This is a genomic window from Pseudomonas sp. QTF5 (assembly GCF_000512695.2).
GTDB lineage: Bacteria > Pseudomonadota > Gammaproteobacteria > Pseudomonadales > Pseudomonadaceae > Aquipseudomonas.
The window spans coordinates 1-12,965 of record NZ_AZRW02000064.1 but is presented as its reverse complement, the minus strand read 5'-3'; the positions used below and the strand labels follow the sequence as shown (position 1 = coordinate 12,965).

Here is a 12,965-nt window from a genome sequence, read left to right as displayed (position 1 = left end):
GGCCGCCAACAGTAAGGGGGAGCAAGCTCCCCCTTCGGTTTTTACCGGACACTAGTGACGCGGGGCGTGGGAACGATCAGGTGAGGGACTTACTTACTTCTGCGTCCCATCATCATGCTGCAGATTCGCCTGGGTCAGGTTGCACCCCGCCGGCACGCTGCGGGTCAGCCAGACGTTGCCGCCGATGGTCGAGCCCTTGCCGATGGTGATCCGCCCCAGAATCGTTGCGCCGGCATAGATCACCACATCGTCCTCGACGATCGGATGCCGCGGATGGCCCTTTTGCAACTGACCGTCTTCGTCCGCGGGGAAGCGCTTGGCGCCAAGAGTCACCGCCTGATAAATCCGCACGCGCTCGCCAATGATCGCGGTCTCGCCGATTACCACACCCGTCCCGTGATCGATGAAGAAACTGCGACCGATCTGCGCCCCCGGATGGATGTCGATGCCGGTGGCCGAGTGGGCGATTTCCGCGCTGATCCGCGCCAGCATCGGCAACCCGGCGCGGTACAAATGGTGGGCCAGGCGATGGTGAATCACCGCCAGAATCCCTGGATAGCAGAGCAACACTTCATCGACACTGCGAGCCGCCGGGTCACCGTGATAGGCCGCCAGCACGTCGGTGTCCAACAGGCTGCGCAATCCCGGCAAAGCGAGAGCGAAGTCTTGAATGATCTGAATGGTCTTGGCTTCGACTTCAGTGTCGGCCTGGGCACTGTGGCGCGCGGCGTAACGCAGTTCGAGCCGCGCCTGAGCCAGCAACGCGTTCAGTGCGACGTCGAGTGTGTGGCCGACGTAGAAATCTTCACTTTCCTCGCGCAAATCCACCGGTCCCAGACGCATCGGGAACAGCGCACCGCACAAGGCTTCGAGAATGTCCGCCATGGCCGCTCGGGATGGCAACTCGCGACCGCCCTGCTCGCCGCTGGCACGGCCGTTTTGTGCGCGCCACTGATCGCGCGCCGTACGCAGTTGGCTGACGATGGTCTGCAATTGCCAATGGCTGGAACGCTCGCTCACGGTAAAAACTCCTGACGGGGTGGCCGGACTGTCTGGCCACGTTAACGGCGATTACTTTACGGCAACGGCTTGCAGCCGAATTAAGAACCAATAGTGCTGTGCTCAATACTTTTGGCTATAAGCGATTGGCAGTTGCCCCACTAAATACCCGTGCCTATAGTCCTGACATCTTCCTCCGCCAGTACGGACCCATGATCAAACAACAGCTTGCCCGCTTTAACCGCCTCGACCTGCTCGGTCATCCTACTCCCCTGGAAAAACTCGAACGCCTGTCGACCTGGCTGGGCCGCGATGTGTACGTCAAACGTGATGACCTGACGCCATTGGCACTGGGCGGCAACAAGCTGCGCAAACTCGAATACCTGGCCGCCGATGCGCAGGCAAAGGGCGCCGATACCTTGATCACCGCTGGCGCAATCCAGTCCAACCACGTGCGCCAGACCGCCGCCATTGCGGCCAAGTTTGGCCTGGGCTGCGTGGCGCTACTGGAAAATCCCCTCGGCACTGACGACAGCAACTATGTCGGCAACGGCAATCGACTGTTGCTGGACCTGTTCGATGCCAAGGTCGAGCTGGTGGAAAACCTCGACAATGCTGACGAGCAATTGGAAGCGCTTGCCGGGCGTCTGCGCAGCAACGGCAAAAAGCCGTACCTGGTGCCGATCGGTGGCTCGAATGCATTGGGCGCTTTGGGATATGTCCGTGCAGGCCTGGAGCTGGCCGAACAGATCAAGGACACCGGGCTGAATTTCGCCGCCGTGGTGCTGGCGTCCGGCAGTGCCGGCACCCACAGCGGCCTGGCGCTGGCATTGAGCGAAGCACTGCCGGATTTGCCAGTCATTGGCGTGACCGTTTCCCGTAGCGATGAAGCGCAACGGCCGAAAGTCCAGGGCCTCGCCGAACGCACCGCCGAGTTGCTGGGTGTGAGCTTGCCGGCAAGTTTCAAAATCGAACTGTGGGACGAATATTTCGGCCCGCGTTATGGCGAGCCGAATGCCGGGACCCTGGCGGCGCTGAAGCTGTTGGCTAGTCAGGAAGGGTTGTTGCTGGATCCGGTGTATACCGGCAAGGCCATGGCCGGTTTGCTCGACGGCATCGGGCGCCAGCGCTTCAATGATGGCCCGATCATCTTCCTGCACACCGGTGGCGCGCCGGCGTTGTTTGCCTACAAAGACTTTCTATAACTGATCGTACGCTGAACGATCGTTCCGACGCTCCGCGTGGGAATGCAGCCCGTGACGCTCTGCGTCACTGGACGCGGAGCTTCCCTAGAGGCATTCCCACGCAGAGCGTGGGAACGATCATGAAGATGCTTGGCATATCTCAAAAAAGAATAACAAAATTGATGTTTAGTATTTTCCTATCTAAAGACAACATCATATAGTCGCGCCGCAGGCGAATTTGCAGCAAGACGCATAAGCTGCTTTAGGGCAGGATATCGCAGTCGTTCAAATCCCGAATTTGCCAACTTTCCTTAAGCGTCTTCCATAAGAAAACACAGGGGCTTGTCATGAATTTTTCCGCACTACGTCGAAATCTGCTGGTGGGTTCGCTGGGCCTGGCGCTGAGCGCCGGCCTGCTCGGGCAGGCAGTGGCCGGTGAGCAGCTGCAAAAAATCAAGGACGCAGGCGTAATCAACGTCGGTCTGGAAGGCACTTATCCACCGTTCAGCTTCGTCGACGAGGCCGGCAAACTGAGCGGCTTCGAAGTTGAGTTCTCCGAAGCCTTGGCCAAAGAGCTGGGCGTGAAGGTCAAACTGCAGCCGACCAAATGGGAAGGCATCCTCGCAGCCCTGGAATCCAAGCGTCTGGACGCGGTGATCAACCAGGTGACCATCACCGAAGAGCGCAAGAAGAAGTACGACTTCTCCACGCCTTACACCGTTTCCGGGATTCAGGCGCTGACCCTGACCAAAAACAAAGACACCATCAAGACCGCCGCTGACCTGGCCGGCAAGAAAGTCGGCGTAGGTCTGGGCACCAACTATGAGCAGTGGGTGAAAGCCAATGTGCCGACGGCTGACGTGCGCACCTACGAAGATGACCCGAGCAAGTTCCAGGATCTGCGCGTCGGCCGCATCGACGCCATTCTGATCGACCGCCTGGCCGCGCTGGAATATGCCAGGAAGGCCAAGGACACTACCGCCGCCGGCGAAGCGTTCTCCCGCCAGGAAGCCGGTATTGCCCTGCGCAAAGGCGAGCCTGAGCTGCTGGCCGCAGTGAACAAAGCCATCGACAAGCTGCGTGCCGACGGTACGCTGAAAAAGCTGTCGGAAAAATACTTCAGCGCTGACGTCACTCAATAATGGGAGAAGCTTTCCAACTTGCGCTGGACTCCGCGCCCTTTCTGCTCAAGGGCGCGTACTACACGGTTATCCTGAGCCTGGGCGGAATGTTCTTCGGCCTGCTGATGGGCTTCGGCCTGGCGTTGATGCGGCTGTCGCGTTTCAAACTGGTGAGCTGGATCGCCCGCATCTACGTGTCGTTCTTTCGCGGCACGCCGTTGTTGGTGCAACTGTTCGTGATCTATTACGGCTTGCCGCAACTGGGTATCGAACTTGATCCGCTGCCGGCGGCCCTGATCGGCTTCTCGCTGAACATGGCCGCCTACGCCTGCGAAATCCTGCGTGCCGCGATCAGCTCCATCGAGCGCGGCCAATGGGAAGCCGCCGCCAGTATCGGCATGACCCGCGCGCAAACCCTGCGCCGGGCCATCCTGCCGCAAGCGGCGCGCACGGCCCTGCCACCGTTGGGCAACAGCTTTATTTCGCTGGTCAAGGACACCGCGCTGGCGGCCACCATTCAGGTGCCGGAGCTATTCCGTCAGGCACAGCTGATCACCGCTCGCACCTTCGAAATTTTCACCATGTATCTTGCCGCTGCGCTGATCTACTGGGTTCTGGCGACTGTACTGTCGCACCTGCAGAACCAGTTGGAAGCGCGGGTCAATCGGCACGACCAGGAGTCCTGACCCAATGATTGTCGTGGAAAAACTGACAAAGCAGTTCAAGGGTCAGGTGGTGCTCAACGGCATTGATCTGCAGGTGAAGGAAGGCGAGGTGGTGGCGATCATCGGCCCCAGCGGCTCGGGCAAAACCACCTTCCTGCGCTGCCTGAACTTTCTGGAGGAGCCTAGCAGCGGCCGGATCAAGGTCGGCGACATCGAGATCGATGGCAGCCGCCCCCTGAACCAGCAGCAGAGCCTGGTACGACGCTTGCGCCAGCACGTGGGTTTTGTGTTCCAGAACTTCAACCTGTTCCCCCATCGCACCGCCCTGGAAAACGTGATCGAAGGCCCGTTGGTGGTGAAAAAGATCCCGCGTGCCGAAGCCGTTGCCCTGGGTAAAAAGCTGTTGGCCAAGGTTGGCCTGGCGGGCAAGGAAGACGCTTACCCGCGACGCCTGTCCGGCGGTCAGCAACAGCGTGTGGCGATTGCCCGAGCGTTGGCGATGGAACCGGAAGTGATCCTGTTCGATGAACCGACCTCGGCGCTGGACCCGGAACTGGTGGGTGAAGTGTTGGCGACCATCCGCGGCCTGGCCGAGGAGAAACGCACCATGGTGATCGTCACTCACGAAATGGGCTTTGCCCGGGACGTGGCCAACCGCGTGGTGTTTTTCGACAAAGGTGTGATCGTCGAACAAGGCGAAGCCAAGGCACTGTTTGCTAACCCGAAAGAAGAACGGACGAAGCAGTTTCTCAGCAAATTCCTTAATAACGCTTAGTACTGTCCCTCACTCGAAAGCTGTCAACTTCCATGGATGGAAGTGACATTAACTCCGTTTTATAAAAGCGTATAACAGCTTTCAACGACTCACATGATTCGCCCCCATCATAAATAACTTCCCGCCGTCCCATGCGGTACATATATATGTCCTGCAACAGATTCATATTGCCTAAAATTTATAAAACACCCTGCTACCCACGCTCAAAGGGTTGACGCCTCAGAGGCCTAAAACCCACCAAATACCGGACTTTATTCGACAGAGCGATGAGGTTTATTAACCATACAGCGTAGGAGCTTTCTGAATAACGCAAGAACTAACCTTTAACCAATCAACGCTATTGACACCTATTCAAACGCACTCTTATCTAGCCCCCAACAGGCAACAGCCATCCCAATCAATCATTGTTTAAGCGCGCAAATAGTGAATCGTTTTGTTGCTTGGTAATTCACCCCTTTCGATCTTTCAGAAATGGACTTCGCGGCAAAGCTTCAAGGAGAGAAACCCATGACAAGCACTTCAAACAAACCCGAACTTGCAGCCCCGACCCTGGCGCAAAGCCACAAGGCCGGTATCAACATCACCTCCGCCGCTCACCTTATGATCGACGTGGCGCCCTACTCCGGTATGGATGAAGGCGATCTGATCGAGTTGTTCTGGAACAACTGCTACGTGGCTTCCAGTGTCTTGGGCCCCGACCATGGCGGCAAAGCGGTGAGCCTGCGGGTGCCGGAAAGCTTCATTGCCAATGGTTCTGCCCGCGTCCATTACAAGGTCATGCAGGTGGGGCAAGGGCCGGCGGTATCACCGGCGGCGCGCGTCCAGATCAAGCTCGATTGCCCGGGTGGCCTGCTTCTTTGCGATGAGGAAAACCAGAGCCTGGCGCCCGTATTCATCCCTGAGACCATTCGCCGTCAGGGGGTCAATCCGAACCAGGTCAAACGCGGTGTCCCGTTGACCATCGAGCCTTACCTGAACATGGCCGTCGACGACGAAATCACCCTGCGCTGGGGCGATGTGCGCATGGACCTGCCAAAGCTCAAGGCTTGCGATGTGGGTGAGCCGATTCAGGTCTGGGTGCCCCCGGCGATCATTCTCGAAGCCGGCGAAGACCTTAGACTGGAAGTGACCTACTGCATCCTCGACCGCGTGGGTAACAACTCGCGGTGGGCACCGGCACGCACACTGAAAATCGGCTGTGCCAATCCCTACCTGAAAGTGCCGCCGAAGGAAGAACTCAAAGCCGCGGAATCCCGCAAGAAGTGAAAACACCGCCGACCCTGTGGGAGCGGGCTTGCTCGCGAAGAGGCCGTGTCAGTCGATATCAATGCTGCCTGACACACCGCTTTCGCGAGCAAGCCCGCTCCCACAGGGGTCACGTTCAGCCTATTGAAGCCCCTTCTATACATATTCCTAAAAGTTAGTTCATAAATTATTTATACACGTTTAGGGTATATGAACCGGACCACCGGACATTCGTGTTTTCCATTCGCCGCAATGCTTGCGGCGCTTTCATGAGATGTGAGGTAGGTATGGTCCGGAACACAATCACCCCAGTGCAAATCGCCAGGGCATTGCGTGCAGCCAAGGAGCGGCACTGATGTCCAGTCTGGCAGATGCAATCGTCCAGAGTGATCTGGACATCGCCCCATTGTTGTTGCCCGCGCAGGTCTTGCGCAACGACGCACAAGCCATCAAGGCTGCCCATGAGCTGGCGCAAGTCGCCCGCCTGCAAGCAGCCAAACGTGACCAGCAGCGCAAGCTGCCGTGGTCGGAAATCGAACAGTTCACCCGCAGCGGCCTGGGCAGCATTGCCATCCCGCGAGAGTACGGTGGCCCGCAGGTTTCATTCGTCACCCTAGCCTCGGTGTTCGCGATCATTTCCGCGGCCGACCCGGCTTTGGGGCAGATCCCGCAGAACCAATTCGGCATTCTCAACCTGATACTCGGCAGCGCTACCGAGTCGCAGAAAAAGCAGCTGTTCAAAAGTGTGCTCGAAGGCTGGCGAATCGGTAACGCAGGGCCGGAGCGCGGGACCAAAAATACCCTCGAGCTCAAGGCGCGGATCACCGCCGACGGCGATGGCTTCGTCATCAACGGGCAGAAGTTCTATTCCACCGGCGCCCTGTTCGCCCACTGGGTGGCCGTCAAGGCGCTGAACGACGACGGCAAGCAAGTGCTGGCCTTCGTCCGCCGTGGCACACCGGGGTTGCGCATCGTCGATGACTGGTCGGGGTTCGGCCAGCGCACCACTGCCAGCGGCACCCTTTTGCTCAACAACGTGCGGGTCGACGCCGAGCTGGTCGTGGATAACTGGAAGATCAACGACAGCCCGAATACCCAAGGCGCCGTGTCGCAGTTGATTCAAGCAGCCATCGACGCCGGCATCGCCCGGGGCGCCATCGATGACGCTATCGAGTTCGTGAAAACGCGTGCACGGCCGTGGATCGACGCCAAGGTCGAACGGGCCAGCGACGACCTCTACGTGATCGCCGACATCGGCAAGCTGAAAATCGAACTGCATGCCGCCGAAGCGCTGTTGCGCAAGGCCGGGCAAGTACTCGATCAGGTCAATGCCGCGCCGCTCACCGCCGAGGCCGCTGCGCGTGCCTCGATTGCCGTGGCGGAAGCCAAAGTGCTGACCACCGAGATCTCGCTGCTGGCCAGCGAAAAACTCTTCGAACTGGCCGGCAGCCGCGCGACCCTCGCCGAATTCAACCTCGACCGCCACTGGCGCAACGCCCGAGTGCACACGCTGCATGATCCGGTGCGCTGGAAGTATCACGCGGTCGGCGCCTATCGCCTCAACGGCACGCTGCCCGCTCGCCATTCCTGGATCTGACGACCAGAACCTTTTTGACCAGATCTCTGGAGAAACACATGACTCTTTCTCACCACGTCGCGGTCATCACCAGCGATGAGCAAGCCCTGATTGTCGCCAGTGACCTGGCCGACGATTTCAAACGCGACAGCGCCCTGCGCGACCGCGAGCGTCGTTTGCCATACCCGGAACTGGAAGTGTTTTCCCGTTCGGGTCTTTGGGGCATCAGCGTGCCAAAAGAATACGGCGGCGCTGGGGTTTCCAACGTCACCCTGGCCAAGGTCATCGCGTTGATCGCCCAGGCCGATGGCTCTCTCGGACAAATTCCCCAGAACCATTTCTATGCTCTTGAAGTGCTGCGCGTGAACGGCACTGATGAGCAGAAAAAACGCCTGTACGCAGAAGTATTGGCCGGCCAGCGCTTCGGCAATGCACTCGCGGAACTGGGCACCAAAACCGCCCATGACCGCGTCACCAGCCTGACTCGCGATGGCAATGGCTACCGCATCAACGGCCGCAAGTTCTACGCCACCGGCGCGATTTACGCCCAGCGCATTCCGACATCAGTCGTGGACCAAAACGGTGTGCAGCAACTGGCCTTCGTCCCGCGCAATAGCAAAGGCCTGACGGTGATCGACGACTGGAGCGGCTTCGGCCAGCGCACCACCGGCAGCGGTTCGGTGGTGTTCGAAGATGTCTACGTCGCCGCCGAGGACGTAATCCCGTTTCAAAGCGCTTTCGAGCGCCCGACCACCGTCGGCCCGTTGGCGCAGATTCTCCACGCCGCCATCGACACCGGCATCGCCCGCGCCGCTTACGAAGATGCCCTGCATTTTGTGCGCACCAAGACCCGGCCGTGGATTGATTCCGGTAACGACAAAGCCACCGAAGACCCGCTGACGATCAAGAGTTTCGGCCACTTGAGCATTCGCCTGCACGCCACCGAAGCCTTGCTGGAACGCTCCGGCGAATTCCTCGATCAGGCTCAGGCCGAGACCAATGCCGAAACCGTCGCCGCGGCGTCAATTGCGGTTGCCGAAGCGCGGGCCATCAGCACCGAAATCTCCCTCGCCGCCGGCAGCACGTTGTTCGAACTGGCCGGCAGCCAGGCAACCCTGATCGAACACGGCCTGGATCGCCACTGGCGCAACGCCCGGGTGCACACCCTTCACGACCCGGTGCGCTGGAAGTATCACGCGGTGGGCAATTACTACCTCAACGATGAAAACCCGCCGTTGCGGGGGACCATCTGATGAGCAAAAAGAAGATCTTGCTCAACGCCTTCAACATGAACTGCATCGGGCACATCAACCATGGCTTGTGGACGCATCCACGGGACAATTCCACCCAATACAAAACCATCGAATACTGGACTGAACTGGCGCAGTTACTGGAACGCGGACTGTTCGACGGTCTGTTCATCGCCGACATCGTCGGCGTGTACGACGTCTATCAAGACTCGGTGGACGTACCGCTCAAAGAGTCGATCCAGCTGCCGGTCAACGACCCATTGCTGCTGGTCTCGGCCATGGCCGCGGTCACCAAAAACCTCGGCTTCGGCCTCACCGCCAACCTGACCTACGAACCGCCGTATCTGTTCGCCCGACGCATGTCGACCCTCGATCACCTGAGTCGCGGACGGGTCGGCTGGAACATCGTCACCGGCTACCTCGACAGCGCCGCCAAGGCCATGGGCCTGAGCGAACAGGTGGAACACGACCGCCGCTACGACCAGGCCGATGAATACCTGCAAGTGCTCTACAAACTCTGGGAAGGCAGCTGGGAAAACGGCGCGGTGCTCAACGACCGCGAACAGCGGATCTACGCCTTACCTGCGAAAGTGCACAAGGTCGAGCACAAGGGCGAGTTCTATCAGGTCGAGGGTTATCACCTCTGCGAGCCATCGCCGCAACGCACACCGGTGCTGTTCCAGGCCGGCAGCTCCGATCGCGGTTTGCTGTTCGCCGGCCGGCATGCCGAGTGCGTGTTCATCAGCGGTCAGAACAAACCGGCGACCCGGGTTCAGGTGGATAAGGTTCGCGCCAGCGCCGTCGAAGCCGGGCGCAATCCCTGGGACATCAAGGTGTTCATGGGCTTGAACGTGATCGTCGGTGAGACAGAAGAGCTGGCCTGGGCCAAGCACGCCGAGTACCTGAGCTACGCCAGCGCCGAGGCCGGCGTGGCGCATTTCTCGGCCTCCACCGGGATCGATTTTTCCGAGTACGAACTCGACGAACCGATCCAGTACGTGAAGAGCAACGCCATCCAGTCCGCCACCAAAAACCTGCAAAACAACGACTGGACCCGCCGCAAATTGCTGGAGCAACACGCCCTCGGTGGCCGCTATATCACCGTGGTCGGCTCGCCGCAGCAGGTGGCGGATGAGCTGGAATCGTGGATCGCGGAAACCGGGCTGGATGGCTTCAACCTGACACGGATCGTCACCCCGGAAAGCTATGTGGATTTCATTGAACTAGTGATTCCTGAGTTGCAGCGCAGAGGGTCGTACAAGACCGCTTACGACAACGGCAGCCTGCGGGAAAAGCTGTTTCACGGCGAAGCGCACTTGCCTGAGCAACACACAGGCGCCGGTTACCGGCGCTAAAAGCTTCGCGAGCAAGCCCGCTCCCACATTAGATCTGTGGTGAACACAAAATTTGTGCCCGACCCGATCCACTGTGGGAGCGGGCTTGCTCGCGAAGAGGCCCGACCCAACACCACACATTTCACACCCTGACTGGAATAACCATCATGACCAAAAAACTCTTAACCCACCCAGTCAAAGCACTGGCCCTGGCCCTCGGCCTCTTCAGCTCCATCACCTTCGCCGCTGACGCACCACTGAAGGTCGGCACCACTGCCGCCTTCGCCATCCCCCTGGAAGCCGCAGTAGAAGAAGCCAACAAACAAGGCCTGAAAGTCGAACTGGTGGAGTTCAGCGACTGGATCGCCCCCAACGTCAGCCTCGCCTCGGGCGACATCGACGTGAATTATTTCCAGCACATCCCGTTCCTGGAAAACGCCAAGGCCGCCGCCGGTTTTGACCTGGTGCCGTTCGCCCCGGGCATCATCAACAACGTCGGTCTCTACTCGAAAAAATACAAAAGCTTCGACGAGTTGCCCGAAGGCGCCAGCGTGGCCATCGCCAACGACCCGATCAACAGCGGTCGTGGCCTGCAACTGCTGGCCAAGGCCGGGTTGATCACCCTCAAACCGGGCGTGGGCTACAAGGCCACCGAAGAAGACATCATCGCCTACCCGAAGAAAATCAAAATCCTTCAGGTCGAAGCCGTGCAACTGGTGCGCGCCTACGACGACGCCGATCTGGTCCAGGGTTACCCAGCCTACATCCGTCTGTCGAAGACCTTCGATGCCAGCTCCGCCCTGCTGTTCGACGGTCTCGATCACAAGGAATACGTGATCCAGTTCGTGATCCAGCCGAAAAGCAAAACCGACCCGCGGCTGATCAAATTCGTCGACATCTACCAGCATTCGCCGGCCGTTCGCGCGGCGCTGGATAAGGCCCACGGCAAGCTCTATCAAGCCGGATGGGAAAGCTGAGTATGACGGCCGCTATCCAACGGCGACTGGAACTTCCGGAGCCACATAACGCCACACAAACCGAACTGCACCCAGACCTGAACCGCGCCCACGTGCGCTTCATCGGCCTGGGCAAAACCTACAACGGCCAGCAAGGTCCGGTGGCGGCCTTGCACGGCATCGACCTGGCGATCCAGCGCGGCGAAGTGTTCGGCATTATCGGCCGCAGCGGCGCCGGCAAATCGTCGCTGATCCGCACCATCAACCGCCTCGAACAACCGAGCAGCGGGCGAGTGCTGATCGATCAGGTGGACATCGGCGAGTTCGATGAAGACCGTCTGGTGGCGCTGCGGCGGCGGATCGGCATGATCTTTCAGCACTTCAATCTGATGTCGGCCAAGACGGTTTGGCAGAACGTTGAGTTGCCGCTGAAAGTCGCCGGTGTGCCGAAGGAGCAACGCGAGCGCAAAGTCCGCGAACTGCTGGAACTGGTCGGCCTGCAAGAGAAACACAAAGCCTACCCGGCGCAGCTTTCCGGCGGGCAGAAACAGCGCGTCGGCATCGCCCGCGCGCTGGTGCACGACCCGCAGATTCTGCTGTGTGACGAGGCAACGTCGGCGCTGGATCCGGAGACCACGCAATCGATCCTCGGCCTGCTGCGCGAGATCAATCAACGGCTGGGATTGACCATCGTGCTGATCACCCACGAGATGGCGGTGATCCGCGATATCTGTGATCGGGTGGTGGTGCTGGAACACGGGCGAATCGTCGAGCAAGGACCGGTCTGGGAAGTCTTTGGCAACCCACAACATGAGGTCAGCAAGACCTTGCTCGCGCCGCTGCAACACGGACTGCCGGAAGAGTTGCAAAGCCGCCTGCGTCCACAACCGCAGTCTTCAGATGCTGCCGTGGTGTTGCGTTTGCAATTCACCGGCAGTGCCAGCGACGAGCCAGACCTGGCGGCGCTGTTCAGCGCCCTCGGTGGCCGCGTGCGCTTGCTGCAAGGGGGCGTGGAACGGATTCAGGGGCATGCGCTCGGGCAACTGCTGCTGGCAGTGACCGGTTCGTCCCTCGGCGCCGAGGAATTGCGTCAGCGCGCTGGCAACTGGGCGCAACAGGTGGAGGTACTGGGTTATGTGGTTTGATCGGTTGCTTCAGGGTTTTATCGACACGTTTTTGATGGTTGGCGTGTCGTCGCTGATTGCGTTATTGGCGGGCATTCCGCTGGCGGTGATTCTGGTCACCAGTTCCAAGGGCGGCATCTACGAAGCACCTGCGCTGAATCGTGCGTTGGGCGCGTTCGTGAACCTGTTCCGCTCGATTCCGTTTTTGATTTTGATGGTGGCGTTGATTCCGTTCACCCGGCTGATCGTCGGCACCACGTATGGCGTGTGGGCTGCCGTGGTGCCGCTGACTATCGCTGCCACGCCGTTCTTTGCACGCATTGCCGAGGTCAGTTTGCGCGAGGTCGACCATGGGTTGATCGAAGCGGCGCAGGCGATGGGCTGCCGGCGCTGGCATATCGTCTGGCATGTGCTGCTGCCTGAAGCGCTGCCGGGGATTGTCGGTGGTTTCACCATTACCTTGGTGACAATGATCAACTCGTCGGCCATGGCCGGAGCGATTGGTGCCGGTGGGTTGGGGGACATCGCTTATCGGTATGGCTATCAGCGGTTTGATAGCCAGATCATGCTGACGGTGATTGTGTTGCTGGTGGTGTTGGTGGCGGTGATTCAGTTGGGTGGGGACAGATTGGCACGGGGCCTCAACAAACGCTGAGTGCGGTGCGGTTGAAGGGCTTTTGTGGCGAGGGAGGCCCCGCACCGTCTTCGACGCCGCGCTGTCGCGCAGCAAACTGGT

The 12,965-nt window shown here is 59.6% G+C and carries 12 protein-coding genes; 11 read left to right on the top strand and 1 reads right to left on the bottom strand.

The window, feature by feature from the left end:
• Window positions 1–93: 93 nt before the first annotated feature.
• The gene (gene epsC, locus IC37_RS28030; protein ID WP_030128481.1) at window positions 94–1,020 is read right to left on the bottom strand and encodes a serine O-acetyltransferase EpsC; all 927 of its coding nucleotides are present in this window, start codon (window positions 1,018–1,020) and stop codon (window positions 94–96) included.
• A 191-nt stretch (window positions 1,021–1,211) separates the two neighbouring features.
• Here epsC and IC37_RS28025 point away from each other — a divergent pair, with 191 nt between their 5' ends.
• The 11 genes from IC37_RS28025 to IC37_RS27975 all read left to right on the top strand — a co-directional run bounded on the left by IC37_RS28025 (window position 1,212) and on the right by IC37_RS27975 (window position 12,884).
• Entirely contained in the window at window positions 1,212–2,204 is a 993-nt protein-coding gene (locus IC37_RS28025; protein WP_030128482.1) for a D-cysteine desulfhydrase, read from the top strand.
• A gap of 326 nt (window positions 2,205–2,530) precedes the next feature.
• Entirely contained in the window at window positions 2,531–3,325 is a 795-nt protein-coding gene (gene tcyJ, locus IC37_RS28020; protein WP_030128483.1) for a cystine ABC transporter substrate-binding protein, read from the top strand.
• Window positions 3,325–3,990 (top strand): cystine ABC transporter permease, encoded by a 666-nt coding sequence (tcyL, locus tag IC37_RS28015; protein ID WP_007903115.1) that lies wholly within the window; start codon window positions 3,325–3,327, stop codon window positions 3,988–3,990. Before tcyJ ends, tcyL begins: the two co-directional genes overlap by 1 nt.
• A 4-nt stretch (window positions 3,991–3,994) precedes the next feature.
• Entirely contained in the window at window positions 3,995–4,744 is a 750-nt protein-coding gene (gene tcyN / locus IC37_RS28010; protein WP_008068688.1) for an L-cystine ABC transporter ATP-binding protein TcyN, read from the top strand.
• 507 nt (window positions 4,745–5,251) lie between these two features.
• Entirely contained in the window at window positions 5,252–6,010 is a 759-nt protein-coding gene (locus IC37_RS28005; protein ID WP_030128484.1) for a hypothetical protein, read from the top strand.
• A 334-nt stretch (window positions 6,011–6,344) separates the two neighbouring features.
• Window positions 6,345–7,586 carry an SfnB family sulfur acquisition oxidoreductase gene (locus tag IC37_RS28000; protein WP_030128485.1) on the top strand — a complete coding sequence of 414 codons (1,242 nt, stop codon included), beginning with the start codon at window positions 6,345–6,347 and terminating at the stop codon, window positions 7,584–7,586.
• Between the two features lie 38 nt (window positions 7,587–7,624).
• Window positions 7,625–8,818, top strand: a complete 1,194-nt coding sequence (locus IC37_RS27995; RefSeq protein ID WP_030128486.1) for an SfnB family sulfur acquisition oxidoreductase — start codon at window positions 7,625–7,627, stop codon at window positions 8,816–8,818.
• A complete protein-coding gene (locus IC37_RS27990) occupies window positions 8,818–10,170 on the top strand; it encodes an LLM class flavin-dependent oxidoreductase (protein WP_030128487.1) in 1,353 nt (450 codons plus the stop codon). Before IC37_RS27995 ends, IC37_RS27990 begins: the two co-directional genes overlap by 1 nt.
• A 146-nt stretch (window positions 10,171–10,316) precedes the next feature.
• The gene (locus tag IC37_RS27985) at window positions 10,317–11,126 is read left to right on the top strand and encodes a MetQ/NlpA family ABC transporter substrate-binding protein (protein WP_030128488.1); all 810 of its coding nucleotides are present in this window, start codon (window positions 10,317–10,319) and stop codon (window positions 11,124–11,126) included.
• A 2-nt stretch (window positions 11,127–11,128) separates the two neighbouring features.
• Entirely contained in the window at window positions 11,129–12,250 is a 1,122-nt protein-coding gene (locus tag IC37_RS27980; RefSeq protein ID WP_030128489.1) for a methionine ABC transporter ATP-binding protein, read from the top strand.
• Complete coding sequence (locus tag IC37_RS27975) at window positions 12,240–12,884, top strand: methionine ABC transporter permease (RefSeq protein WP_030128490.1); 645 nt, start codon at window positions 12,240–12,242, stop codon at window positions 12,882–12,884. The genes IC37_RS27980 and IC37_RS27975 overlap by 11 nt, the downstream gene beginning before the upstream one ends.
• Window positions 12,885–12,965 lie beyond the last annotated feature (81 nt).

What these genes read in the sequence shown, in the direction of transcription:
- IC37_RS28025 (WP_030128482.1), top strand. Translation starts at nt 1,212, where the DNA reads ATGATCAAACAACAGCTTGCCCGCTTTAACCGCCTCGACCTGCTCGGT.
- tcyJ (WP_030128483.1), top strand. Translation starts at nt 2,531, where the DNA reads ATGAATTTTTCCGCACTACGTCGAAATCTGCTGGTGGGTTCGCTGGGC.
- tcyL (WP_007903115.1), top strand. Translation starts at nt 3,325, where the DNA reads ATGGGAGAAGCTTTCCAACTTGCGCTGGACTCCGCGCCCTTTCTGCTC.
- tcyN (WP_008068688.1), top strand. Translation starts at nt 3,995, where the DNA reads ATGATTGTCGTGGAAAAACTGACAAAGCAGTTCAAGGGTCAGGTGGTG.
- IC37_RS28005 (WP_030128484.1), top strand. Translation starts at nt 5,252, where the DNA reads ATGACAAGCACTTCAAACAAACCCGAACTTGCAGCCCCGACCCTGGCG.
- IC37_RS28000 (WP_030128485.1), top strand. Translation starts at nt 6,345, where the DNA reads ATGTCCAGTCTGGCAGATGCAATCGTCCAGAGTGATCTGGACATCGCC.
- IC37_RS27995 (WP_030128486.1), top strand. Translation starts at nt 7,625, where the DNA reads ATGACTCTTTCTCACCACGTCGCGGTCATCACCAGCGATGAGCAAGCC.
- IC37_RS27990 (WP_030128487.1), top strand. Translation starts at nt 8,818, where the DNA reads ATGAGCAAAAAGAAGATCTTGCTCAACGCCTTCAACATGAACTGCATC.
- IC37_RS27985 (WP_030128488.1), top strand. Translation starts at nt 10,317, where the DNA reads ATGACCAAAAAACTCTTAACCCACCCAGTCAAAGCACTGGCCCTGGCC.
- IC37_RS27980 (WP_030128489.1), top strand. Translation starts at nt 11,129, where the DNA reads ATGACGGCCGCTATCCAACGGCGACTGGAACTTCCGGAGCCACATAAC.
- IC37_RS27975 (WP_030128490.1), top strand. Translation starts at nt 12,240, where the DNA reads ATGTGGTTTGATCGGTTGCTTCAGGGTTTTATCGACACGTTTTTGATG.